Source organism: Nocardia sp. NBC_01377, assembly GCF_045040005.1.
GTDB lineage: Bacteria > Actinomycetota > Actinomycetes > Mycobacteriales > Mycobacteriaceae > Nocardia > Nocardia noduli.
This window is the reverse complement of record NZ_CP109567.1, coordinates 190,049-215,465: the sequence shown is the minus strand read 5'-3', so window position 1 is coordinate 215,465 and position 25,417 is coordinate 190,049. Positions and strand designations below refer to the sequence as shown.

Here is a 25,417-nt window from a genome sequence, read left to right as displayed (position 1 = left end):
GACGGAACACAACAACAGGTCCGTAGGCGGCCTGCGGGGTGGACCAAGCGCCGTGAACGTCGGTATCCCCCTGTCGCTGATCTCGTATGATGTGGTCTATGAGCGAGCAGCCCCAAAGCGAAACGACCACTCCGTGGGTCGTCGACGCTGAGGCGAGCGCCGAGGACAAAGCTGTGGCGCACGCCCGTGTGGAGGCGTTCATGGCGCGCCAGCGCGAGCGTGAGCGCACCGCTAGCGCCGCGTGATCTACGACTCCCCCGCTGCCGGTATCATCCTGGACTCGACGGCCCTGGCTGAACTGCCTGCCAGCTTTTTTCTGCAAACCCTGGTCAAGACCCACATCGAGCAAGACCGACGCGTCGTAGTCCCGGTCGTGGCTCTCTCTCACGCCGCCAACACCAGCCGCATCACCTACGCTCGCATCCACCACCGCGGCGTCACCACCATCGACTACACCGCAGGCATCGTCGACGACATCGCCGATCTCGCCCGCGAAGCCACCGGACCCGTCGCCCTCGATGTGCTGCATTGCGCCTATGAGGCGGTCCGGACCGGCTACTACCCGATCCTGACCGGCCAACCCCAGGCGTATGCCCATATCCCCCACGCTCTGCACCTCGAACCTCTCTGACCATCCGGCCAGAGGCACGGGGGAACGTGCGCACAGCTGATGTCAGGTCGTGTCCGCGTTCGCGGATCGAACGCCGGTTCGTGTACGCCCGAGGTCCCGGCCCTGCCAGTGACCCGCGCAAGTCGGCGTCGGAGCTCTGTTCTACCGACTGCCTGCTGCCCGATCTCGAACAGGTGCTGGGGTTCACCGCGATCGACGACTCCGCCGTGGCCTGCCGCAGGCTGCTTGAGCTCGGCGCGGGACTGGTGGCCGCGACCATAGGCGGCGACGGCGTGCTCGTCGCGCAGGGTGAACGCCGCACGTGCCCGCCTTCGCCACCGCAGTGGTGGACACCCTGCCGCAGCGTCGCCTTCTCCGCACGTTTCCTGGTCGGCGTGGCGGCGGACCGTGATCCCCGGCAGGTAGCTGTACTCGGCTGCGCCATAGCGGCATTGGTTGCCGGTGGACTCGCCAGCGACCACGGCGAATTCGTCCTCGCCGCCGCTGACGAGTTCGCCGCGGTGACACCCGTGCTCGCGACGTCCTACACCCCGCCGCGCTGATCGACCCGGCATCGAAGTCCTCGTGGTGCCGGACCTCGGGTGGACCGCCGGGCTGCACTGAGGTTTCGAGCGCAGATTGCCCCGCCACCGTGATTGCGCGCGGCAGCCCCACTACCTGCCTGTCGTTCCGGCGCTCAGCCCCTGCCGAATTGCCGCCATTCGGCCCATGCCTCGTCGAGCAACCCGGCCACGGCGTCATAGGTTTCCCAGGTGTCGGGGGCGTGATAGATCGTCTCGTATCGGGCGACCTCGGGAACAAAGCCGTAGGCCCGCAGATACGGCCCGTAGGCGGCCGCCGCGAACGCCTGTCCACGCGCGTTGAGATCACCGACATTCAGTTCACCGCAACAGTGGTCGAGCAGGTAGCGTCCCGGTGTCTTCGCCCGCGTGCGCAGCAGTTCCAGTTCGGGCCGCGGTTCCGGTTCCGGTGCGCCCCAGACGAGCACGGTCGGCGAATGCAGGTCGCGGGCCACGGCCCAAGCGTAGAACATGCCGATATGGGTGGCCGCCGCCGCGGGCGCCAATCCCAACTCGGAAGTCGAGTCCGTATGCCAGCCCGAATCGTCGTATGTCACCGAGTCCTCCACCTTGGATAAGTGCACATCGTGTCCGGATCACATGATCCCCGCGCTCCGATCATGCCTACCTCCACCGGCTCACAGCCCCCCGGGGCCGACGCCTCGTAACTCACGGCGATCGCCGCAGCGCGGTCGTGCAGGTGCGGCGCAGCGAAGAGGAGCCGACGGCACCTCCGTGTTGTCGGCCGCGCCCATAGCACTCACTCGGCGTGCCTGACGTCCTGGAAGCTCGCCTCCACCTGCGGTCTCCAGGAAACGTCCGCACGCTGACCTCAGGGCTCGACCGCGCTCGCGGATCGAACGCCGTCCGGTATGGCACGCCCCTGGATCTGCCAGTAGCCTCTCATGTCGGCGTCGGAGTTCTGAACTGCCGCCAGGGCGAAGCCACGGCTTCCGCAATCGCCGCCGCCTATCACATCGCTCACCCGATCTCGGCACACTGCACCTTCCGGCTTCGACTATCCGTAGACGCCCTTCTCGATGCCAGGCTCATCGAGATCCGGACCAGTCCACCAGAGTTCGCCGAACTCCGGGTACAGACAGATCACCGGAACTCGGCGCAAATCCCAGGGCGTACTCTCACCGGTCGCACCCTTGAGCCAGGCTTCGACTGCGGCCCGGGGACCGTCATCGTGTGCGGGGATCGCTCGACTCAGAAGGTCTACCCGTCGGCCGCTATATCGTTCCCAAGCAGGAATCTTCCTGGCTATCTTCGGGTCTGCCCGATCGGCGGCCGTGTAGAGCTGTCGACCCAGCTCGCTCACTCCGAAATCGCGATTGCGTGTATTTGCACCGCGGTTCCAGGGAAACTGGCCTCCGTTGCGTCCGGCAGGGAGCGTGTAGAGCAGGTAGACGTCGAGGTCCTTGACGCCGCGGTCGCCACGCACGTAGTGCCTCGCTCCACCTTGGACGAGACAGCATGCCAGCAGATCGGCGGCCCACTCGGGATGCTTCTGACGAAACTGCTGGTGATCCACCTCGGCGAAGTACGCGAGCCGACTCAGGTGCTCGTGTGTGAGCGGTAGAAAACTGCGCTCCGAGCGCTCATCGGTCATCCGACAAATACTGCCACCGCCAGCAGCCGAGTCGCGCGGCTTCTCGGCCCAGTTGAACCAATGCGTAAAGTACCGCGTGTATTCGATGCCGCCCGGGTAGCGAACGAAGGATCGCTGCCCGCGCGCGTAGGCCACCCGGGCCTCTCAGCGCTGGGCGGTGCCCGGATGCAGGTCGTGCAGGTTGCCGAGGACGACATCCTGGTTAGCCAGTTCGCGGTGGAGGCCTAGCCTGTGGCGGTTCCCGTAGACATGCTCATAACTTCCGTTCGTGCAATTCTGCAGACCGGCACGAAATTCGAGTCGACGCTGACCAAGCACTACTAGATCCCTGTATGATTTCGCAAGGAGATCGGTGTGGGTGTACTCACGCAGGGAGCGCCATGAACGGTGCAGATCTTGTCGCTTTTGTGGATGACCTGCGCGATCGCCTTGCGGCGGCCGCAGGCGAATCTGTAGATCTCACCGCCGATCTCAACGCCCTCGTTACCGATGCCGAGCAGGTCGCCGGTCTCTTGAGCAAACCGACAGGGACGGTGCCCGAAGCGAAGTGGCGGGCCGCTGTCACCAAATTCGAGCAGAGTCGCTCACGCGTTCTAGAGTTCCTCACAAGGGCGACCGCAGGTGCGCTTGCCGACACCCCGGTGTTCAAGGACGTGCTGGGCAACGCAGAGGAGATCGCCCGCACCGGCCTACGCGTGAGTTTCGACCTCGGGCCGGTCCACGTCGCCGCGAGTTCAGGCGTGCTCTACCTCGACCCTCCGAAGCTGGAGGGTGACGTCGTAATGCCCCCGGTCCCCATCGGGCCGTTCCCACTCGGCGCGGTCAACGCAACAATCGCTTCGCCGTTCGGCGGGAACGGGCCGTCGATGCCGGGCGGCGGTGTGCTGGTCCGGCTGGCCCACCCGGACGGCAGCGAGAAGGGCTGGGGCGGGCGGATCGAGGTCCCACTCCCGCCCGTGCAGGTCAGCGCGGCGGCCATTCTCGCGGTCGACGGCACGGTCCCGAGTTTCCTGGCGGTGCTCGGAATCGAGTTCGTCCCCCCGATCCAGTTGTCCTTCGGCTTCTCGCTGGACCGGGTCGGTGGGATCATCGGCGTCAACCGGACGATGTGGGTCGATGAGCTGCGAGCCGCGATCCGGACCGGTGCCGCAGCTGACGCGCTCTTCCAGGTTCGTCCGCCGAGCGATCCCGCAGTGTTCGCGACCACCCTCGACCGGCTATTCCCCCGCAGCAACGGTTCTCACCTCGTCGGTCCGTCGCTCAAGCTCTCCTGGCTCTCCTTCGGCCAGCAGGGGAGCTTGGTCGCTCTCGATGTCGCGGTGATCGTCGAGGTTCCGGTGGGACGGGTCGCCATCCTGGGCTCGGCACGGATAGCGATTCCGAACCTTCCGGCTGTGCTGAATCTCCGGCTGGATCTGCTCGGACTCTTCGACCCGGTCGAGCAGCTGGTCAGTATTGACGCCAGCCTCGTCGACAGTCATATCCTCGGGATTTTCGAGGTGTACGGGGACGCCGCACTGCGGCTGTCCTGGGGCAGCCAGCCATACGTCGTCATTTCAGTCGGCGGCTTCTTCCCCGGCTTCGACCCCAAACCCGCCAAGCTGCCACCGATCCGGCGGGTCGGCATGTCCCAGTCGGTGCCCGGCGGTGTTATAGCGCTGCGCGTCGAGGGGTACTTCGCCGTGACCGGCAACTCCCTCCAGATGGGTGGACGCATCGAGGCCGGGATCGATTTCGTTATCAAGGCGCACGGCTTCATCGAGGTCGACGCCCTGATCCAGTTCCGCCCCTTCCGGTTCCAGGCTCGTATAGCCGCCGGCTTCTCGGTCTCTGTAGAGGGATTCCAGTTCGGCAGCGTCCACCTTTCCGGGCAGGTCTCTGGCCCCGGCCCCATCGTCATCCAGGGCTCGCTGTCGATCTCGGTCTTCCTCTTCGAGATCTCCTGGGATCAGACCTTCACCCTCGGCTCGGGTCCCGCCGACGCGCTGCCCCCATCCCGGCCCCTGCTCGACATTCTTGCCGAGGAGCTTGGCAAGAAGGAGGCTCTTCGCGCCGCCAGCACCTCCGACCCGCATGTAGTTCTCGCCCCTCGCCCGCCGGCCACAGGGTTTGCCCTCGTTCCGCCGACAGGGACGTTGCAGGCCGTCCAGCGGGCCGCGCCCCTCGGGATCCCGCTCGACCGTGTCCACGGCCTGCCGCTCGACGGGAAGCAGGGCGCGCGAATCGCGGGCAGCGGAAACGACGTGCTCGATGGTTTCGCTCCCGCCAGCTTCCTCAACTTGACCGACGCCGAGTCGCTCAACCGCAAACCGTTCGAGGACCTGCCTGCCGGCAAGGTGCTGACCCCGGCCGATCCCCTGCTCACGGACTTCCCCAGCGTCGCCGAGATACGCAAGATCCACCAGATCGTCATCGACACTCGGACCGGTGCGACGCTCGAGGGCAAGAAGGCCGCCATCGTGGACCTCGCCCGCCTCGCCACGATGGTGGTCGCCGCACGAGCGGAGCCTGCGCTGTCCGACCCGACCCCGGTACTTAGCGCAGTGCGTGAGCAGTGGGTCGAGGTCGGCACCGGCACCATGCACCAATCGGCCACAGCCGCCCACGAGTTCGCCCGGGGCAGCACCGTCGCGGTGGCTGCCGCGGACCTGGCCGAGCCGGTCGACCTGACGGGGGTGATGTGAAGTGGACGAACCCACGGGGCGATACTTCGCCCGCTCCGAGCGGGCACTGCGCGCCAGCGGCACGACCGCAGCCGACGGCAGGCTTTCAGCGGCCATCGACATCGAGCTCACCGACCACAACGGCGTCGGCGCCAGGCAGATCCCCTCGCCATATCAGGTGATGGGGCCCGGCGACGTCGCCCGACTCGCGCCCGGCGCCGTCGTGCGCCGATTCCCCGCGCCCGGCTGCAGCGATGCCGAGACGAGCAAGCTCGCGTTCGTCGAGCTCGCGGCGATCGACCTGCCGTGGCGTTACACGCCCCAGCTGCCCGACGGGATGAAGCTCGCGCCGTGGATGGTGCTCCTGGTGGGCGTGCCGGGTGGGCACGGTCTCTCCCTACGCCCGGACGGCACCGTGCAGATCAGCGTCGCCGTCCAAAATGACCACAAGCTGACCGAGTCGGCTCTGTGGGCCCACGTCCATCAGGTCGGCGTATTCGAGCGCGCCCGGCTCCTCAGCCCCGCCAAGCTTGCCGTGCAAACCCAGTACAGTGCCGCTCTCGTTCCCGCGTTCACCGTGGACGGCAATCCCTGCTGGTCGGATACGCCAACTGAGCCCGTCGTGCTCCCCTGCTACGACCACTGGGAGTTTCGCACTGGGCCGGAGGGCGACTTCAAGGAGCTGGCTCGCCAACTACGGCGGGCCGATCTCGCCGAGCTGGCGTTGCGGGGTGGCCGACCCTTCGGCCGGGCAGACCTCGCCTATATCCCTCGCACCGGCGCCCCTCCGTCCATCCTTCCTGCGGGCGGAGCGCTGCGGGTGCCGTCCCGCTCGACCCCCGACCCTGCGGACGCGCCCCCGCCAGCTCTGGTGGCCAGCGACGTCGCCGCGCTCCAGACCTCGATCGCAGTCCCCGACGGCCGCGACGTGATCACCTCACCCGACTACCCCGGAGCGTTCACGGCCGCAGGCACGGTAGCCGCTCCGGCTGGCTGGATCACCCAACTCACTGACGACCCTCGGCTGCGCGGCGCCGCTGGGCTCGGCGCATGGAACGCCGCCGCCTGGCAGCAGCAGATCGCTGATGCGGCCGCGACCAAGCTGGGCGATACCGTCATGGCCGCCGAGCAGATCCGCAGCCTCGCGCTCGGTGTCGCCGCCAGCCGGTCGATGTGGCGGCGACGGGTACCCGTCGACACCGCGGCGGCGCTGCTGGTCCTGGCCCCCTCCTTGGCGCGGCTGCCGACAGGCAGTGGGGACACAGTTCTGGACGCGATCAGTGGACGTACGCCGCAGTTGTCGCCCGCGCTGTTCTCGTCGGCCGCCCGGCGCGCCACCCGGCCGGGACCTGCCCGCTCGGCGCAGGCGGCCGAAGGGGCGGCCGACCTAGGTGCGATGATCGGCCACGCTGCCCGCTGCCCGGACCCCAGCGTCCTACCGGACCCCTTCGAGCGCCTCGAGCCCGACCCGGGCGCCGACCGCCGCGCCGCGGCGAGGAAGGCGATCTTCGACAGCACCGACGATGTGGCACTTGCGACCGCGGCGGCCGAAAGGCTGCTCTCCGGCGCCGACGTCAACGTGTCCTGGCTGGCCGCGACACTCGATGCCTTGCGCCCCGGCCCCGACGGCCGCACTGACCCCGAGGCCGTGGATCGGGTGCTCACCGGAGACGGCATCCCGGACCTGGAGGATCCGACCAGTACCTGGCCCGAGGTACCCGACGAGCACGCGCCCGAATGCCGCCCTGTCGACATCCAGGGGCTAGGCCTGGCGGTCGCCAAAGCAATCGACCCGACCGTGCCGGTCCCCCCGGTCGCGCGGCGCGTCTTCGCGATGCTGCCCGGGGTGACCTCGATGGGCCCCCTCGAGGTGGAACCCGAGCTGGACCTGCCGCTGTGGAGCTTCCTGTCCACGGCCTCGCCGGACTGGATGCTGCCTGGGGTGGGCGACCTCGCCGAGCACGAGGTCGTCGGAGTCGAGACCAACCCGACGTTCGTACGCGCGCTGCTCGTAGGGGCGAACTGGCAAGTGGCATCTGAACTTCGCTGGCGCAACGTCCCGCTGGTGCCGCGTAGCTCTCCGCTGCGCAGGTTCTGGCAGCGAGAGCCCGGCACCCCGCCGAAAGGCAGCCCCAACGACGTCTACGACATCCGACCGGTGCGCTTCTGGGAGCCGGATGTGGCGCTCGGCGACGGCAAACTCTCACCCACCAACCGCGGGAGCGAGGCAGTCGTGGTGTTCAACACTCCACTGTTCCGGCGCTACCCCACCACAGTCGTCTACTTGTACGACGCGCGGCCGACCGACGTCAGCCCACCCGACTGGGCACCGCCGGACCCGAACCTGCCGCTGCAGGCCACAAAGCGCGTCGAGCCGACGTTCACCGGCACGATCGGGACTGACGTGACGTTCTTCGGCTTCCCCGTACCCGCCTCAGCCCTTTCCAACCACTGGGTGGTGCTCGAGGAGCCTCCTGCCGGATACCGGTTCTACGCCGAGCCGCAACCCGATGTACCCGTACCGGCTGAGAAAGAGCACTCCGGCGACTACGCCCACCGCCGGTTCGCGCTTCCGGTCCGCGTCCTACTGGGGCCGCTGCTATGAACGCAGCGCACGCCCGCCGCAGTCGTGGAGTTGAAGCGATGCTGTCTCGTGCGACGAACCGGGAGGCTACGTGACCCGCGTCGAGGTGCTCGCGCCCCTGCGGCTCGAGACACGCTTCCTGCCCGACGAGGCGGGCGGGTGGACGCTGAAACTGCGCGTCTACCCCGACGATTTCTCGCTGGGTCGGCCGCAACCACGGCCGACGGAGCCGGAACTGTCGGTCCTGCGCGACGCCCTCAACTCGACCGCCGACATCGTCGACCAGCTCGCCGCGGCTCGGACGGCATACCGCGCCGCGGCGAGCGCGCTCGGCGCCCGCCGGGCCTGGTGGCTGTGGCGCATCGCAACCGTCCCCGAACCTGCCCCCACCGGCGCGCAGCGGGCCGTCGACACGGGCCTCCAAGGCGATCGCGAGTTCCTGACCTCGAAACCGGTCGGGCTGCCCGACGCCCTTGAGGTCTGGTTGCTGTTCACCGACGGGCAGCGCCGGTGGGCCGCCACGATGACGCCCGACCACGCGCAGATCCGCATGGACCTCGAGATCGATGCGCTCACCACTGCGATCTACGACAATCCGGTGTGGTGGCTCGACTACAGGCGCGCGACGGACGTCGGTTTGGCCGCCGAGTTCGCGCTCACCGCCACGGAAGCCGACACAATCGACACGCTCGTGGTCGTCGGCACCGGCAGCACCGATGCTGGCGACCTTCTCGCAGCCCATGCAGCCTCAGGCCGACTGGGGGTCCTCGACTGGGGCACCCCGACCAACACGATCAACGGCACGGCGACCACCCCCTTCGGGGAGGACCCCGAGACCTGGCTGAGTCTCCTCGACGCCACCGCAGCGAGCCAGCAGGGCAGCACCGCACTGCTGCGGGCATTCGGAGTGCCCCACGCCGAGCTGGCCGACTGGCTGCCTGTCCCCGGCGGCGACGAACTGAACACAGAGGCGGGCCAGCGGGCCGTGGAAGGCCTGTGGCCCGTGCTGTGGGGCCGGACGCTGCGCGATGTGATCGGCTCGCTCGGCGTCGAGCCGGCACTTGCCCGCTGGGCGGCGGCCCGGCTGGCAGTGCAGGGCCCGCTCCCACCGATCCGGATCGGCGAGCAGCCCTACGGCGTACTCCCCACCACCGCCTTCGAGCGATGGGTCCACGATCCGGCCGATGACCCCACCGACACCAGGCTCGAGGGCGCGGTCCTCACCTGGGCCACGCGCTGGCGGAAGGGCGCTGCTGCCGCTGCTGCCGCCTCGACCCCGGTGCCGCGCGTAGAGGCCGCACCTGGCATCGACCCGCACCCCGGAGCGGCACCGGCCATCGGCGCCAGCGCCGACGAGCTGCTCGCGCTCTACGGACGGCACGCACCCTCGGCCCACTGGCGCGTGCGCCCCGTCCTCGATCTCTCCCAGCTCCAGGCCATCCAGCTCCAGAACTGGTTGCCGGTCAGCTTCATCACCGACTACGACAGGGCCGCAGCGTCGGCCTGGCACGGAACGCCCCACCCCGTCGGCGCGGTCGCGGCGGCGGGTACTCGGCGCCACGTCCCCGGCCCGCCCCGCGACGCCTGTGACGATCCGGCAGTGCTCCACGAGATGCTCTGGGAGGAACCGGAGTCGCTCTACCTCAACGACCGACGGCAGCTAGGCCTGCTCGGCCATCTGGTCCGGGAGTCGATGATCGCCGCCCGGGCGACGATCGGCCGTGCGGTGCTCGACACCGAAGCCACCATGGCCATCGACCCGGCACGGCGGATCCCGCTCGACGATGACTTCCGGTTCGCGGTAATGCGCGGGACAGAGACCGACGTTCAGGCAGTGAGCGCGACGAGCCCGGAGGGGGAGCTGCTCGCCAACGCGTTCGAGCACACCCGCAAAGCGCTGCACCGGCTCGTGGAGCTCTTCGAGCAGGACCGCGATCGGGTGCTTCGCGCCGTGAAGGCAACTCTGGACACCGCCTCGTTCCGCGTCGACCCGTGGCTGACCGGGGTAGCGGCGCGCCGGGTTGAGCGCCTCGCGGAGTTCGGGGCTCCGTTCTTGCTCGGCGCCTACGGTTGGGTCGACCACCCGCACCCGTGGCGGCCGGGTGAACCTCAGACGCTCGCACCGGGGCCGACGGCGGCCGGATTGCTGCACGCCCCGTCGTACGCCCAGGCACAGGTGGCGGCGGTGCTCCGGGACGCGGCGCTGCGCACCAGTGACGAGGGCCGCTGGGACATCAACCTCACCTCCGCACGGGTGCGAGACGCGATCGAGCTGAGCGAGCGTGTCCGCCTCGGCGTCCACCCGTTCGAGGCCCTCGGGCTTCAAGTCGAGGCGATCGCGGGTGACCCCGACGTTGTGCGTCTGCTACGCAAAGCGTTCCCCACGACCCCCGACGACCTCGTTGCGGGCGGGGCCACAGTGCCCAACGACCCCACGCGCAGAGTCTGCGACGGACTCGCCGTGCTTGAGGCAGCTCGCGCAATGACCTTGCCCGCAGGGGTACCCGCCGACTTCGCCGAGAAGGTCGCACCGCTGGACGACGTCCTCGACACCTACGCCGACCTGCTGCTGGTCGACGGCGTGCACAGCCTGATGACGCGCAGCCCCGAGGCAGGCAGCGCTGCGATGGAGGCTGCGGCGGGTCTGAGCGCCGCGCCCGCGCTGTGGGGCATCCGCACCCCGCGCGAGGCCACGACCGTGCCCGTCTCGTGCTGGGTGGTGCTGCCGCCGGGACAGGGGGCGGGAGCCGACCCCGTCGCTGTCGCCGACCCGGCCTTCGCCGCGCTCGTACCAGCTGGCGCGCTGGACGACACTGGCCACCCCGATGTGGCCCGCGCTGCGGCGTTGCTCGGCGCCGCCGAGGCGCCGGCCACACCAGACAGCGACGAAGAAGACGCCGCGACGATGTCCGCCCTCATCCATGCGATGACCACCGACCTCGCCAAGCGCTGGCGCACCGTTGCCGACCTCGCCGAGGCCGACCTCGCCCTCGTGGCGGATGAAGCCAACCCGGTCACCCGCGAGGAATTGGTGCAGCTCGACCAACAGTGGCGGCTCAGCCTGCACCGCGAGCAACAGGAGTGGACGCACGAGGACCGGGCCCGACAAGCAGCGGAGGTCCTCACGCAGCGAACTCAGTCGATCGCGGGCGGTGCGCCCGGGACAGCCGCAGGCCTGCAAGTCGCGATCCGCGAACTGGTCGCACGGCCCGACTTGCCGGTCCTGCCGGTGGTCGACCGGAATCTGCTGCCCGGCTGGATGCCCGACCCGGACGGAGCCGTTGAGTGGCTGGAAGTGGTGGCTGCCGTCCGCCCCCGCATCGCGCAGCTCGAGGCACACCAGCTGACCGCGGCCCACCCGTGGCCGGCCTCCGTTGAGGCACCGGGCGGCAACCCGTGGTCGCCGGATGGCGCGGTCCAGGTGGCGTACGGGCCAGGGCTGGTGAGTGGCGACGTCACGGTCGCGGTGGCGGTGCTCGATTCCTGGGCCGACTCGGTGCCGTCGAACCACCATGTCACCCAAGCTGCATTCGGGTTCAATGCGCCGAAGACCCGCGCCCCGCAGGCCGTCCTGCTGGCGGTCCCGCCGGCCGTCGATGTGCCGCTCAGCGACGACGCAGACGCTCTCGTCGGCGTCGTAGTCGAAGCTCGCGAGCTGGCATTGGCCCGCGCAGCCCGCCCTACCGACCGCAACGGGCTGCCCTGGGCGACGCCGTCGCCACTCGTCCAGCTGCAGACGCCGGTCAACTTCCTGACGGGGTGGTCCTGATGACGATGATGCGGCGGGGCTGGCTCGAGCCGGGGCGGACCGATTCTGCGATAGGGCTGCGCGCCGAGGTCGCCGACCCCGTGTGGTTCCTGGCCAGGCAGTGGGAGCTCGGCGAGTTTCAAGGTGAGGACGCCGCCTCCCCCGCGGTGGTCCGGCTTGCCCCACAGCATCACCCGCTGCGCTACGACCCCGACCGCCCCCACCTCGACCCGACTGTCATCCCAGGTGAAGCACTCATCGAGGCCGAGCCGGGCGACTGGTGGACGATCGGACGGCGCGTCCGGATCGGCCGCGCCGTCACCGCCTCCCTCGACCCGGCCGACGTTGACCGGTATCGGTTCGGCGAGCTCCCCGTGCCGTACGACCGACTCGCGGATGCCGTCGATGGACGCGCCGTCTTCCTCAGCGGCCTCCTCGCGGGCAACCCGGTATGGGCGGAGGTGCCCTCACCGCCGACAGACCGGTTCTCCACCTCCGCGCTCACTCATTCAGCTGCGTTCGCAGCTGGCAACGCCGCGCTCCGCGTCGAGGGGCACCGCGGCGGGGACGTCGACTGGTTCAGTGTGGACGTCGACCCCCACCCACCGGTCCGGCTCGAGGTCGACGCTCCCGAGCCGACAGTGCGACCGGTGGTTCCGACCCGGCTCACCTTCCCCGGAGCGCCACACCCGCGCTGGTGGCAAATCGAGGACGCGAAGGTCGACGTGGGCGGATTCGCCCCCGACCGGTCCCACCTCGCCACGATGCTGCTCTGCGACCTGGCGGTCGCCCACGCCGAGGACTGGTTCGTCTTCCCGGTGCCGCTCGACCCGGACCTGAGCAAACCCTCATCAGGGGTGCTCGCACGCCTTGGGGCGACGGTGACGGTCACGGATTCCTTCGGGGAGCCCTACAACCTGGAACCACCCCCCGAAACCTGGTCGCTGTACGCCATACCAGGTCTGGCGCCGACCGACCTCGTGGTCTGGCCAGTGGCCGTGGCACCGCAGGCCGGTCCCCTACTCGACGACATCGTGATCGGCATCGACGAAGACGCCAACCTGACCTGGGCAGCCGAACTGCGGGCCGACGGCCTCGAGTTCCTCCCCGATGTCGCGACCGACCAAGCCGTCGCCGAAACCACCCGGACCGGCACCCGAGAGTTCCACTACCTGCCGATGACAACCCTTCCCCAGCACTGGCACCCATACGTGCGCCACCCGGACTGGCGCCAAGCGGTGCTGGCAGACCTGACCGGCCCGGTCCCCCGACCTCGCCCCGGGCCGGTCTCCCGAATGATCGGCGGACCCTCCGGACATGGTGCGGGCCGCGGCCACACCATGTCCGCGACAGCAGTGCCCAGTTCCGGGATCAGGCTGCGCCGCCGCGCGATGCTCGCCCGGGACACCCTCGGTCGGCCGGTCCTGTGGGTCGAGCGCAGCGTCGTACCCGTCGCCGGGCCACCCACCTCGCACCTGCGCTGGGACGTGATGGCCGAGGCGCCGCTGCAGGAGGAACGGCCATGACCTGGATCAACCTGCACCTCGTCGACGGCATCCCCCGGCCGACGACGGTCGACGCCGTCGAAACCGAGCTCTGCGCACTCAGCACCGACTTCGCCGCCGGATGGGCAGCCGTGCAGGCGCAACACCCTACCGCCACCCTTAACTCACTCTTCGCAGGGCCGGGCGGGCTCTCGGCCGAAGCGATCACCGACCTCGCCGACGCCGCCCGGATGTCAGGTTCCGAGCCGCCAGACCTACTCCGCTGGCTCACCATCGAATGCCCCGACGACCTGATCGAGGAACTCCTGCCGGTGTTGCAGCAGCTGCGGCTGGTCGACTGGGTCGAGCCGCGACCGGTGTCCGTACCAGCGTCGCGCGACGGCGTCGTCTCGTGGGGGACAAACCCGAAAGCGGTCGGTAGCCCCGCAATATACGGCTCACCGTTCGGCGTCGACACCCTCCACGCGTGGCGAGTCGACGGCGGCACCGGTCTCGGAGTCACGGTAGCCGACGTCGAACGCGGCTGGTTTCTTGGTCACGAGGACCTGCTGACGGCCAAGATCACCAAGTACTCGGTGTTCAGCGAAGCCAGCCCGGGTACCCACGGCACCTGCGTGGCCGGCGTCCTGGTTGGCGCCGACAACGGTGTCGGCATCGTCGGGATCTGTCCAGATGCCGAACTTCTGCTGGTCACTCCGATACGGGCGGACGGGGTCAACAACCTCGCAGTTGCAGTCATGGTGGCAACGAAGGCGGTCGGGGCGGGCGGCGTCGTCCTCATCGAGCAGGCAGACCCCATCAAACCTCCTCCAGAAAACGGACCTCACGTACTGGTGGAGGTCGAAAGGGCGGTCCACGAAGCGATCAGCAAGGCCACCCAACTCGGCGTCACCATCATCGAACCAGCCGGCAACGGCAGCATCGATCTCGACCACCCCCCAAAGTTGACGCCACTGCCCGGCTGGGGCTTCAGCCCGCTCGACCTCACCCTGCCGACAAAAAAGGACTCCGGGGCGATCGTCGTCGGTGCGGGCACCCCGACAGTGATCCCGGCCGCGTGGCGCCCGCATGACTCCACAACACGTGGTTCGCGAGTGGACTGCTTCGCACACGGGGCAGGCATCCCAGCGCCCACCACCCCCGGATCGTCTGACTTTCAGGAATTTGATGGGACTTCGGCTGCGTCGGCGGTCGTAGCCGGCGTCGTCGCCTCCATGCAGGGGATGGCCTTGGCCGCAGGCCAAGGACCACTGCACCCAAACGAGGTCCGCAACCTACTTCGCGACCACCGCCTCGGCACGCCGCTCGCGCCCGGGTTCACCGGAATCGGGTCGTCGATGCCGGACCTGCGCAAGATCGCCCGCGCCCGAGGTTGGGCACGGGCATTGCCTGTGGCGGCAGTGCCAGTCGCTGCCAACGCGGCACTTCTGGTCTACCTCGACGACGAGGACCACGTCGTGCGTCGGCACTACACATCGTTCACTGGCTGGGGCTCACCTCTGCGGGTCATCGACCGCGGCTACCTGTTGCCCGCCCAACCCACCGCGGTGTCCACGGCCACGCCGGGTCGGCTCCTGCACCAAGCCCTCGCGAGCGGGCCCGGTGGCCTTCACCGGGCGTGGTGGGACTCGAATCTGGGCGAGGAACCGTTCACACTCATCCCCGCATCCCGCGATTTCGCTCCCGGCACCACAGTGGCGGCCGTCGACGCCGGTGCCACCGACTTAGTGCTGGTCGGGATCGACGCAAAAGCCCGGCTGGCTATGGCCCTCCCAGCAGGCCCGGCCTACCCAGGCAGTTCATTCACCATCGGCGGCCCGGCTCTTTTTCGCATGACCACCGGGCCGGTCGCGGTGAGCGTCGCCGCCGGCCACGTCGAGGCCTTCGCGGTCGCCGACCACGGCACCCTCGTGTGGTGCCACGGCGATGCGCCCTTCGAGGATCCCTGGCAACCACCGGTCGTCGAGCCCACTCTCACCTCTTTCGTTCCGGGTGCCCGGCTGGCAGCGCTATCCGTCGACGGACAGGTCCTCGTCGCGGCGGTCGGTGTCCAAGGCTGGCTGCACGCGGTCCAGGTCGACCCCTCGCAGGGTGGTGGCCCAACAGCGTTTTCCACCCCGGTGGTCATCGACACCGCAGCAGCGATAGCAGCCCAAGGACCGCTTGCACTGGCCCGCCTCACCTCGACGGACTCCGACTTGGTCCTGGCCTTCGGTGTGGACACCGACGGCGCGGTGCAGGTCTCGGACCGGCCAGCCGCGGGCGGCGACTGGTCTCCGATGCGCAGGATCCCATCGCCCGTGAAGGCCAGTCCCCTCGGTGGTGTCGTGGCGATCACCATGCCCGAGCGCGGGGTCATGGTGTTCGCAGTTGGCGTTGACGGCAAAGTGCTGTCCGCTCAGTCCCTGACGCCCGGTCATTGGGATGGCTTCGCGCCGCTTCCCGAGGGGCTGTCCGCGCCGCCGATCCCACCGGATCCCTCACCGCCGCCGACCCCAGGTTCGCCGCTGATTTCGGCGGCATTCAAGGGTGAGCCGATCCTCGAGGCCATCGCTGCCAACACCGACCGGATCTCTCGGACCCGCAACACCCCCAGCTCCGCGGTCGGCAAGATCCAGCACGCGCTGCTGGTCTGGGACCCGGGTGCGCTCCCGGTGCACGGTGAGGATCAGAAGTACGGCGACGAGACCGCGGCTGCCGTACGCCGCTTCAAGGAGATCGCGCTGAGCGTCGCGCCGACGCAGGTCATTGACGACGTGGGGCCGGCTACCGTCCTGCAGTTGGACAAGATCCAGGCCGCGAGCGAGGGCCTGCTCGGCAAACAGACAACCCTGCGCTTTTTCACCGAGTACGGCGAGGTCGCGGGCGGCCTAGCGTTCTCGGTCACGACTGCCGAGGCGATCAAGCTCCTTACCACCGACGCCGCCGGGAGGGCGAGCGTGCACCTCACCGCACCCGGACGGGTCGAGCTCGACACCGGGTCCGCGCTCAACGCAGTGGGGAACCTGTTGGGGCGCCCGTGGCCGCCTCCGGCCGGGTTCCCGGACGCCCCTGTGCTGACACCGGCTGCGAACTCATCGGTCATGGTCCAGCCCGGCGACGTGCTCGACATCGTTGTCGCGACCCGGGTGAACCTGACCGCACAGCTAGTCTCCCCGCTCACCGGCACACTGCGCGTGGACGGCCAGGGCGTCGCGATCAGCGAGACGGCTGGCTCGGTCACCCTCGCGCTCCAGGCGACTGGCGGCCGAGCGGCGACGGTCCTGGTGGACCCGCTGGCACCCGCTATGGCACTCCCCGATCTCCCGCCGCTCGTCGGTTGGACGCCGATCGGCACCTACACGGTCCGTCCCGGCGACACCGAGGAGGGCCTCGCAGAGCTGTTCGTCGGCGACCCAGCCGGGTACGCCGAGATCAGCGACCATCCGCCGGTGCCCGGCGAGCAGCTGACCCTACCCGTCACCCCGGGATGGCTGCGGCTGGCCACCCATTCAGTGTCTGCGCCTGATCCGGTCCCCTGGTTCACGGTCACGCCCGACCGGATCGTCGCGGCCATGCTAGCCAGCGGCGATCCAGAGTCAGTGGTGGATGTGACGGGGGTCCTCGACCGGCCCCCAGCGCCCGGCATCGACGCTGGCACAGACCTGTCGGCGCGAGCTGAGGCGCTGGTCGTGTTGCTCCAGGGGGCACCAGTTGGTCCCGACACGGAAGTCGAGGAGAGCGCGTGATCATCACTCTCGTCTGGCGTCCCGCCGACCACCAACTGCTCCAAAACGTCAGCTTCGAGTGCCGCGAGGACGACGTGCCTGTTGCGACGACCGTCTCGCCAGGGCGGGCCCAAGCGGACGTCTCCGACGTCGCCTCGTCGCTTCGCCTCACTCTCACGTTCAAGGCCACCGTCGGGACGATCACGGCCGAGGTGCTGCGCATCGAACAGCTGTTCAAACGATCACCGCTCGCGTCGGCACAACTACCGTTCTTCGACGCGGTGAGCTACACGGTGCTCACCGGGCCGAGCCGGAACACGATCGACGGATTGCACCCGCTGCTACGCGGTGGCGGACAGAGCTGGTCGGTCGGGACGTCGCTCGTGGACGTGACGGGCCTGATACCCGTCTTCGGCCAGCAGATGGCCCGAATGGCGCCGCGCGCTGGCGGCGGTCATCTCGCCTCGACGACGCGGATCTTTGCGCGCACCGACGACGTGCTGCCACAGCTGTGGATCGTCGCAACGCCCCACGCGTGCCGGGGTGCAGACGCGACCGACGTTCTCTGCTTCCTGGGACCCAGCCAGAACCACGGGACACCACCGCCGCTCGCAGAGCAGTTCTCGGTCTTGGCCACTACCGCGAAACTGGTCGCGCACGGCGCTGTGATGTTCGGCGGCGGCACGCCAGACGGCGGCGGAAACACCCCGCCGACCCCTCGCCTGATGGACCGCTTCACGCCAGGCAATTTCGTCCTCGCCAACGGGTTCGAGGCCGCCCTGGTCGCCAGCGGCAAGCACGCGGTGTTCGCGATCCCAGTACCGGCCAACAAGTCCCACAATGTAGCCGCCACCGCCGCCCTTCCCGGGTTGCTTGCTGACGTACACCGGCTCGTCGTCGCTTTAGGCGATGCCCACCCGTCGAGCGGGAAGAAGCTCGTCAAGCCTCAATTCGCTTTGGCTGCGTTCAGCAGTGGCGCGCTCGCCCTTTGGGGCGAGCCGGATCCGGGGCATCGGGGCCCCCTCGCGCCGACCACACGCCGACCGGGGGCGTTGCGGGCCGGCCCCGACGCCTACACCGACCTGCTGCTGTTCGAAGGGCTCGACACCACCGCACACCTCAACGACCTAGCCCGCAGTGGTTCCACCCGAGTGGTCTTCATCGGCTACGCCCGCGGCACCGTGGCCGTACCTTTCGCCAAATCAAAGCTGATGCCGAAGCTCACCGGCCGGGTCAGCCGGCTCCCGCTCCCCTCGACCGTGCCAGGCGAGAAGGAACCAGAGTCGGCGCCGCTCGACCAGCTCAAGGTACATAGCCCCAGCCTCGCCCACGCACTCGCAGCCCTGGCGGCGCCGCCAGCGCTGCCGAAGGACCTGTTCGTCCTCAAACACCATCTGTGCACGTGGTCGGGCGACGACGAAGGCATTTCCGGGGCTCCCGAGCAGCACTTTCTCCTCCAAGCGCTCAAAGGGTCGAAGCTGCGCTGATCAGCCCGACCAGTGCGCGGAAGCGCTCACAGCTCCGATCGGAGAACTGAGGATAGAGCTTGCGCCGACCCATGACGGAAGCTTCCAATACTCGCTTCCGATCTGCCTGAGCGAATTGACCCGGGGCGGTGGGGATCCGGGTAACGAGCTTCGGAATACTCAGGGTCATCTGCGCGACGGGACAAAGGTAACCGGCGCTATGTCGGGACATTTGCCCTCGACTGCGACCGCGGGCCACAGTCGAGGCTAGGTGATGGGCGGTGGCGGCTGCCACCGCCCATCGCCCAAGGTGGGCGTTCATTTTGTCACGTGATGCAAGATGATCTGCTGAGATCCAGGCTCATGCCCAATTCGAATCGATCTACTGCCCGTCAAGGTCGACCACGCCGGGCTCGTTCCATCGGTCTGTCCGATCGAGTGAGTCGAGAAGCCGGAGCAGCGCCGCTGTCTGGAGGTGACCGATATTTCCGTATCCGTAGTTGGTTCGGATATTTCGGCTGATGGTGGCGAAATCGGCCGATGTCTTCTTGCGGAGGCGGCCGGTCGTCCCGACGGTATCGGGCGCTTTCAGCCCGAGAGTGTCGAGATAATCCTCGACCCACCTGTTTGCCTCGGCGGGATCTTCCGGCACACTGCTGATCGCCACATCCATGTAGTGGGTTTCAGCGAACTTGACTCCGAGTGTCTCTTCGTCCTTGGCTCGGCGTAAGACGAGGCGCTGCTTGGCATCGGCCGAAATGCGAACGGGTGCTGTTCCCCAGTCTGCCGGGCGACGTTTCGCGGATTTGTAGGCCTCCTCGACGGCGGCCCGAAGCCGGTCGTCTTCGCGCCGTTGGAGTTCTTCGGCGCGGGAGGTGACGACGCGTCGACGAGATTTCGATGTGCCCGACACCGACGACTCTGAAGGAGCCGACCGGGATGCGGGGTTGGCACTGACGATCGGCGCCGCAAGGGCGGCGCTGACGTCCGGAACGGCGGGACGTGTCTCCTCCACCGTCTCGACGGTTTCGGCGGGCGGGGTTGTGATCTCGGTAACCGAGGCAGCGGGACGCGGCGCTGCCTTGCTTGGCGCTGTGGGTTTAGCGTCGGCGTCGGCAACTGCTGTCTCGGCGCCAGTGCCGAAAGTGCCTTCGAGCACGCCTTTACGTTGCAGAGCCATCACAAATCTCCCTTCTCAGCGATAGCTCCTGTCGCCCAGGGCGACAGATCAGTCCCCCAGGCTTTCAGCCAGCGCTCTTCAAGTTCTTTCGCGTCGGGATGCCCGATTTTGTCCAAGGTCTTCAGTAGCAGTGCTTCGCCGACCTGGCACAGTTCGGCAGCAGCGCCGCGGTCTTGTCGTTCGGTCAGAAATCTCGACACGGGCACTCGGTAGCCTTGTGCGAGGGGGACGACGGTGCGGCTGGACACACGCGGCTTCCATACCTCGATCTTCACCGCTTCGTTGCCTGAGTCCTGCTGTGCTCGCAAGTCGGCAATCTCAGCGTTCGCGACCCGGCTCTGCGGCCGATAGGAAGTGAAGACCAGTCCGATGTCCTCGAGCTCTGGATTGCCCCAGTTGTCGCGGACATCGCGGGCGAAGGTGAGAGTGTTCGCGATGGCGTTCATGCCGAAAGGCTCTGCGGTGGTGAGCACGATGTATCGACGCATTGCCTTGAGGAAGGCGCGTGCCAAGTCCGAACCGCCGGGCAGCATGTCGCCCAGTACAAGATCCCATCTCCGATTAGGTGCGATGCCTTGAGGTTTCGATGGATTGTTGAGGGCCTTGTCGAGTCGATTCAGGTCAGAGAAGTTCCATCCTCGACTGATGTCTTCCATCGGATTGTGTGTTGGCACTATCGCTAACGTGCCGAGCCTTCCTGGGATGAGCGGGCCGCCCCTTTGGAACTCTGCAGCTGCGTTGTAGGTCCAGGGGACCAATTGAAACGCTTCATCTATGACGCCATCGGTATCTGCTTCGAGAACCTCGACCATAGTGTCGCGGTCAGGCTCCATCACTTGCTTTCCTCCGAGTCCGATCTTGCCGGTCGGAACAAGTTTTACTTGACTGTCCAGTGCGATAGAGAGGTTTCCTTGAGGGTCTCCGTCGAGAGCGAGGATGTTGAGTCCGAGACGGACGCCCGCGTCGGCGATCAATTGAGTCAGGCTCGTCTTTCCTGGTCCACCCTTTTTCCCCAGGATTGCTACGGAGTTTTTCGGATCGTTGATTCCATCCCGTATCCACGCGGATGGCGGAAGTTGCGCTATGACTTCAGCGCGTTCATCCGTCTCGACCTCTGTCATCCGCTATTCCCTTCCTTCGAAACACGGACAGTACGAGCATGTTACCGAGTTGACAGAGGATCGCACGCACGACACGCCGTTAGATCTCTTACATCTAACCTCGGTCGCGATGGCGCATCTCGAACGCATGCAAACTAGCCGGTTGAGCAGACATCTCGCGAGATGCATCTCGTTGGAAGGCATCTTCCGAATCTAGTTGTTAGAGTCACTGTTAGAGTCACTGTTAGAATGTTATAAGACCAGTTCAATGGCATTTTTGGTTCACTTCCTGTGGTGACGGATTCAGAGTCGGAGATCCGCACCTTGGGTCGCACGCTTGAATTCTGTTCCCTGTTGGCACCTGAAATCTCCGGCCGAGCCATGGTGGGGGAGTGGAAATCTCGCGGGTGTGTCGCCCAAAAATAGGCATTCGCGCCGTCGTCTCCGTGCGTCGACGGCGGGTAGACACGCCCAAGCGTGGTAGGCGAATTCCAATTACATCACGTGATGATTCGGACCTATACATAGGAGGTGCGAGTGGAGTTCAGATCCGTCAGCGGGCCAGGTGGGCGGTCTCGTCGATATTTCCAGATCTGGTTGTCCGACAGGCTATTTGGTGCCTGAAGCGCCCCAAATGCTCGTCATCATCGCACCTGAGCAATCTCAGATTCGTCCGAACTCAACGATCATCGAATCTTCGGAGAACCGAAGTGCTGGCCGACTGTCAGACACGACTGGTTCTCCCAGCCACGAGGGCCTATCGCGCCCCCAGGCAACAGCGGCGAAGCCAGCGACAGTCTGTCCACCTTGACCAGAAGCAACCTGTCTGCGGCCGTGGAGCGGCCCGCTACAGCGGGGTTCCGAAAGTTCGCCGTTCGCGCGGAGCCGGATGCGACAGATTTCAATGCACAGATCGAAGGGTGCCCGAGGTCATAGTTGCCGGGTTGCGGCCTCGGCCGTTGGAGGTCGGTGCGACGCCTGACCTCCAATGCCCTTGTCCTCGACTGCCGAGAATGCTTGGCCGGCGTTGTGGGGGGCAAGGGGACCCGTCGACGGTACGGGTACGCGGTGCTCCTGGGACAGCGCATTCGCCCCTGCGAGAACCCGCGCGCCCAGGGTCCGAACGCGATTGAGATCCCGACCGCAACCGAGTTTCTCTTCAGCGAGAGACGCGGCGCCATCGAAACCCGGGGGACCTTGGTGCGGCGGCACCACAGGGGAGATCGCAGAACTGTGCCTGGTGTACAACTCGTGCTTGTTCCACACCGGCCCCCGTTGGTCGTTCAGGTCATCGGCACATCCCGCTCGTCGGATTTCGTCGCCCATTACCAGGGGAGAGGATCGGCTTTCCGCCTGCACTGTCGGCCTGAATCCCCCGGCAGCGCTTGCTGTAACCGCATTAGCACTCTTCCGCACACCTGTCCGGAAATGTACTAGGGTCCTGAAAAGGACGGGAAGCCGATTGGCGAGTGAACTCAGCGCCTAGTGTCTGGTGGATCCGGATGCTGCGATCGGCTCGCCACGGGAGTGCCACCGTGGCGCCGGGACAGGATGTGCTGATCCAATACGGCCTGCCCGGGTGGCCGAAATCCGGGAAGCCTGGTTTGGCACCGCCCCGGCGACCGCACTGGATCTCTCCGCGGACCCGGATGGCGTGTTCTGTGTCACCGCCGACGACGTCGAGATCATCGAAGTCTTCGACGCCCGCGACCCGGCGACCGATACCGTCGCGCGGGATTGACCCCGGCAGTGAGTCCGCTCCCGCGCACGGGGGATTCACCAGCACGACTGCCACCGACAGACTCCACCCTGGACTATCTCGGCCGCGATCGAATCGGGACTGCTCACGCGGGACGGCATTGGCATACGGAACCGCGCAGTCGGGAGTTCGGCGCTTTGTTCGGTCACATCGCTGCACTAGCGTCGCGAGTCGGCATGCCAAGGCCGTAAAGGCACGCAGGCCCGTCAGCGACACGGGTTCTTGCTGTGCGGCAGGTGCGCCGATGTCCGTAGCGCGGAGCTACGCCCTGCGGCGATGCGGGTCGATCCGATGCCAGAGCGTCGTTGCCAGAGCGCGGTCGGCTGTCCACTGATGATCGTTAGGGTGTGTCGTGATCCACTGTCTCCAGGTGAGTGGGTCAGCGAGAGCGCCGATGTCACACATTGGAGGCAGCAGTTTCGTGTTCTCGACGGCTATGTCGGCCAGTACGGTCTCGATGCCAGGGAACAGCTCGTCGTCGACCCGCGTCAGGACCAAGCCCACGTGGTGGACTGCTGTAGCGCCGCCGCTGAATTCGGCGGCGCTATATCGCTTGTCGATGTTGGTCAGGATCGTATTTGTCGGAAGCTGCGAGATGCGGCGCACGACGTCATCGTCCGCGGACTGTCGGCCGTGGGCGAGGTCACCGAAGGCGGCTTCATCGAATGCTTCGATGAGGTCGATGTTCGGGTCACGATGATCGAGGACTCCGACTATCTCCGGCTCGACGTCGCGAAAGGTGTCGAGCCAGCGACGTGAACCGGGATCCCAGTCGGCACCGAATCTTCGCCGTCCGCGGGCTGCTACCTCCGTCATCACCAGGGCCGCGGCCGCGGCCTCACTGTATGGCTCCGAGGAGTTCCGATCCTGTTCCCACCTGTCGAATCCTTGATCGAGCCACTCGAGGAGCTCTCCCCGTTTCTCTAGCGACTGCCGGTAGCTGCGGTAGGGCTCAGAGTAGGTAGCGTCGATGTGGTCGACGACCAGCGTGGGATCGAAGTTGGCACAGCCGAAAACGGCGTCGACGAGATCGACGATGAGGCCGCCGGCCAGGGGAGCGGTGTCGACAACAACGACGTCGAAGCGCTCGCGGGCCGATTCCAGAAGTGCGCGTGCCCATTCGACGTTCAGGCTCGAACCGGGCCGACCGGCACCGGCGAGGACCGATAGTGTCCCTGCCCTGTCGAAGCGATGGACCATCACAGCGTCGTTGTCCAGAACGTCGTCGGCACCGCGATCGGCGCTCTCGCGCACGGGTAGGGCCGCACCGCACAACCAGCCGAGATTGGACTGTTCGTCCATGTCGAGCAGCAGGACTCGCAGCCCCTCGGCGGCCAGTGCCGCGCCGATATGGCGAACCGTCGTGCTTCGCCCGGTCCCTCCATGGTGACTGATCGCGGCCACACAGATCCCGCGACCAGGCCCAGCGGGACGCTGCGAAGAAGTAGGCGAGGATTGTCGTCGTGACTTTTCGGCGATGCGGAGATCGCGGGCTTCGACGTATCCACCAGCATCCGCGGCGCGACGGCGATTCTTGCGGCGGTGGCGCTGATTGCGAGTCATGACGCACTGATCCCTTACCTGCGCTGTGTGTCCCGCATCCACCACGCGCTGAAGGTCAGCAGTCGTTGGGGTCGGATTCTTCCGCTCTGAATCAGAGCTGAACCTTTGTCCTCGGCGCTGACGATGATGCGGGCATCGTGATCAGCTCGGACTGGCGTCGACTCGCCGGTCATGATTCTACAGACCGACCAGCGGATACACGTCATCGACCTGGTGCCGCCCGGGGACATGTCTGGGAAGACATCGCCTGCTGTTGCGTGTGCGGGGAGGTGTCACAGCAGGTGGGGGTTGGTGTGTGTAGCCCTCGGTGGTAGCAACGCTGAACTCGCCACCTTCCGCAGCCATGCCCTCGCCCGACTCGCGGCCCAGCAGCCAGCACATCCAACACCTACGCGCGGCAACGGCGGTCAACGCTTCCACCGGAAGCGCCTTCGGAACAGTGCAGGTGCGGGACCGATCACCAGTGCTTCAAGCCGCGATGTGGAGGCTGCGGGGACCGCAGCGTGCTCGTGGTCAGCGGGTGGCGGTGTAGAGGTCGGCGGCCGCGAGGAGGCAGCCGGCGAGTTTGCACGCCTGGGCGACCGTGAGCGGGGTATGGGATCCGGGTAACGCCAGATCCAGGAACACCCGCCGGGTGTCGGCGACGTCGAGCGCGAGGACCTGCACCGAAACCGCGGACTCCAGCGGGAGCGGGCCCTCGGTGTACACGAGCAGGGGCATGTTGGTATGCCGGATCCCGTCATCGAAGGTGTGGTCCTCGACGCACCATGTCGGGCAGCCGATCCCGGACGGGAACGTCGCGTCGTGCAGGTCGGTGGCGTGGAGCAGGGTGACCGCGGTGGCGCGGGCCTGCCAGCGGTTCAACCGGACCGCACCACGCCCGGGCTTGTCCAGATGGATCGCGGTGTCACGGCACCCGTCGACATCGACAGCGACGACCCGCGTCACGACCCGGTCACCGTCCTCGGCGCCCGTTGATCCGGCCACCGGCACCGACATCGACGGCCCTTGATGCACACCGTGACCGGATCTACCCGGATCCAGCGACATATGCCGAATACACCACGCGGGACACGACAGCACCTCAGCCATCACGTCATCCCTCCCCGATCGCTGTCGACGCACCCTCGTCGACGACATATCCCCGCCCCGAGCATAGCCACCCCGCCCTCACCGTGGCGCCCCAGTTTTCTCGACCGGCCCACGCCCGCAACGCATTCCTGATCGAGGGTGGCGCCCGCTGGTCGGCCCTGTGACATCTCCGGTGGTGTCGGTGGGTGCTGTCAGAATCGCGGGCGAGCCCCGCAGGCCGGAGGAGAACAAGATGGCCACCACT

Annotated in this window: 16 protein-coding genes; 10 read left to right on the top strand and 6 right to left on the bottom strand. The window is 67.3% G+C overall.

Annotated elements, in window-relative coordinates; translation table 11 throughout:
* The first annotated feature begins 98 nt into the window (after positions 1 to 98).
* The 3 genes from OG225_RS41360 to OG225_RS41350 all read left to right on the top strand — a co-directional run bounded on the left by OG225_RS41360 (position 99) and on the right by OG225_RS41350 (position 1,173).
* Positions 99 to 245, top strand: coding sequence for a hypothetical protein (locus OG225_RS41360; protein WP_405183665.1), 147 nt, complete (start codon positions 99 to 101; stop codon positions 243 to 245).
* Positions 242 to 631 carry a hypothetical protein gene (locus OG225_RS41355; protein WP_331758675.1) on the top strand — a complete coding sequence of 130 codons (390 nt, stop codon included), beginning with the start codon at positions 242 to 244 and terminating at the stop codon, positions 629 to 631. The genes OG225_RS41360 and OG225_RS41355 overlap by 4 nt, the downstream gene beginning before the upstream one ends.
* Before the next feature lie 80 nt (positions 632 to 711).
* A complete protein-coding gene (locus OG225_RS41350) occupies positions 712 to 1,173 on the top strand; it encodes a hypothetical protein (RefSeq protein ID WP_331758673.1) in 462 nt (153 codons plus the stop codon).
* Positions 1,174 to 1,307: 134 nt separating this feature from the next.
* On the opposite strand, the gene OG225_RS41345 is transcribed toward OG225_RS41350, so the two are convergent.
* Both OG225_RS41345 and OG225_RS41340 read right to left on the bottom strand, forming a co-directional pair.
* On the bottom strand, positions 1,308 to 1,748 hold the full coding sequence (locus OG225_RS41345; RefSeq protein ID WP_331758670.1) for a hypothetical protein: 441 nt from the start codon (positions 1,746 to 1,748) through the stop codon (positions 1,308 to 1,310).
* Positions 1,749 to 2,209: 461 nt separating this feature from the next.
* Positions 2,210 to 2,941 (bottom strand): hypothetical protein, encoded by a 732-nt coding sequence (locus OG225_RS41340; protein WP_405183664.1) that lies wholly within the window; start codon positions 2,939 to 2,941, stop codon positions 2,210 to 2,212.
* Between the two features lie 245 nt (positions 2,942 to 3,186).
* Here OG225_RS41340 and OG225_RS41335 point away from each other — a divergent pair, with 245 nt between their 5' ends.
* From OG225_RS41335 to OG225_RS41310, 6 genes are all read left to right on the top strand, one after another.
* Positions 3,187 to 5,490: a DUF6603 domain-containing protein gene (locus OG225_RS41335; protein WP_331758663.1), complete on the top strand. Its 2,304-nt coding sequence runs from the start codon at positions 3,187 to 3,189 to the stop codon at positions 5,488 to 5,490.
* 1 nt (position 5,491) lies between these two features.
* Positions 5,492 to 8,074 carry a hypothetical protein gene (locus tag OG225_RS41330; RefSeq protein WP_331758660.1) on the top strand — a complete coding sequence of 861 codons (2,583 nt, stop codon included), beginning with the start codon at positions 5,492 to 5,494 and terminating at the stop codon, positions 8,072 to 8,074.
* A 70-nt stretch (positions 8,075 to 8,144) separates the two neighbouring features.
* Positions 8,145 to 11,822 carry a hypothetical protein gene (locus OG225_RS41325; RefSeq protein ID WP_331758658.1) on the top strand — a complete coding sequence of 1,226 codons (3,678 nt, stop codon included), beginning with the start codon at positions 8,145 to 8,147 and terminating at the stop codon, positions 11,820 to 11,822.
* Positions 11,822 to 13,327: a hypothetical protein gene (locus tag OG225_RS41320; protein WP_331758656.1), complete on the top strand. Its 1,506-nt coding sequence runs from the start codon at positions 11,822 to 11,824 to the stop codon at positions 13,325 to 13,327. Before OG225_RS41325 ends, OG225_RS41320 begins: the two co-directional genes overlap by 1 nt.
* Positions 13,324 to 17,034, top strand: a complete 3,711-nt coding sequence (locus OG225_RS41315; protein WP_331758653.1) for a S8 family serine peptidase — start codon at positions 13,324 to 13,326, stop codon at positions 17,032 to 17,034. Before OG225_RS41320 ends, OG225_RS41315 begins: the two co-directional genes overlap by 4 nt.
* Positions 17,031 to 18,500 (top strand): hypothetical protein, encoded by a 1,470-nt coding sequence (locus OG225_RS41310; protein ID WP_331758651.1) that lies wholly within the window; start codon positions 17,031 to 17,033, stop codon positions 18,498 to 18,500. The genes OG225_RS41315 and OG225_RS41310 overlap by 4 nt, the downstream gene beginning before the upstream one ends.
* A gap of 361 nt (positions 18,501 to 18,861) precedes the next feature.
* On the opposite strand, the gene OG225_RS41305 is transcribed toward OG225_RS41310, so the two are convergent.
* A complete protein-coding gene (locus OG225_RS41305) occupies positions 18,862 to 19,659 on the bottom strand; it encodes a hypothetical protein (RefSeq protein WP_331758648.1) in 798 nt (265 codons plus the stop codon).
* A complete protein-coding gene (locus OG225_RS41300) occupies positions 19,659 to 20,780 on the bottom strand; it encodes a ParA family protein (protein WP_331758646.1) in 1,122 nt (373 codons plus the stop codon). Before OG225_RS41300 ends, OG225_RS41305 begins: the two co-directional genes overlap by 1 nt.
* A gap of 1,558 nt (positions 20,781 to 22,338) precedes the next feature.
* Between OG225_RS41300 and OG225_RS41295 the strand changes: the two genes are divergently transcribed.
* The gene (locus OG225_RS41295; RefSeq protein WP_331758644.1) at positions 22,339 to 22,500 is read left to right on the top strand and encodes a hypothetical protein; all 162 of its coding nucleotides are present in this window, start codon (positions 22,339 to 22,341) and stop codon (positions 22,498 to 22,500) included.
* A 279-nt stretch (positions 22,501 to 22,779) separates the two neighbouring features.
* On the opposite strand, the gene OG225_RS41290 is transcribed toward OG225_RS41295, so the two are convergent.
* Both OG225_RS41290 and OG225_RS41285 read right to left on the bottom strand, forming a co-directional pair.
* On the bottom strand, positions 22,780 to 24,081 hold the full coding sequence (locus tag OG225_RS41290; protein ID WP_331758641.1) for a ParA family protein: 1,302 nt from the start codon (positions 24,079 to 24,081) through the stop codon (positions 22,780 to 22,782).
* 513 nt (positions 24,082 to 24,594) lie between these two features.
* Positions 24,595 to 25,173, bottom strand: coding sequence for a hypothetical protein (locus OG225_RS41285; RefSeq protein ID WP_405183663.1), 579 nt, complete (start codon positions 25,171 to 25,173; stop codon positions 24,595 to 24,597).
* Positions 25,174 to 25,417: the final 244 nt, after the last annotated feature.